The sequence below is a fragment of the Rahnella sp. PD4 genome, assembly GCF_049199325.1.
Classification (GTDB): Bacteria; Pseudomonadota; Gammaproteobacteria; order Enterobacterales; family Enterobacteriaceae; genus Rahnella; species Rahnella perminowiae.
In genome coordinates this window covers 1-255 of the sequence record NZ_JBLZQF010000045.1, presented here as the reverse complement: position 1 = coordinate 255, position 255 = coordinate 1, and the positions used below count along the sequence as shown (strand labels likewise).

General features: G+C 53.7%; 1 rRNA gene. It reads right to left on the bottom strand.

Annotated features, from left to right (window positions below):
• Window positions 1-93 (bottom strand): 5S ribosomal RNA (rrf, locus tag ACOZIO_RS25140); the annotation flags it as partial.
• Between the last annotated feature and the right edge of the window lie 162 nt (window positions 94-255).

The following is a 255-nucleotide window of genomic DNA, read 5'->3' as shown; positions in this document are numbered from 1 at the left end:
ATGGGGAGACCCCACACTACCATCGGCGCTACGGCGTTTCACTTCTGAGTTCGGCATGGGGTCAGGTGGGACCACCGCGCTAGTGCCGCCAGGCAAATTCTGTTTTATCCGTACCGCAGCGCATCAGAGTTGCTCACCCCACGCCGCCATACGAACCAATCTAGGAACATTCCGCTGAAAATCTACTCTCTCGAGCCTGTCTCTCAAATCAAAAACACCTTTGGTGTTGTAAGGTTAAGCCTCTCGGGTCATTAG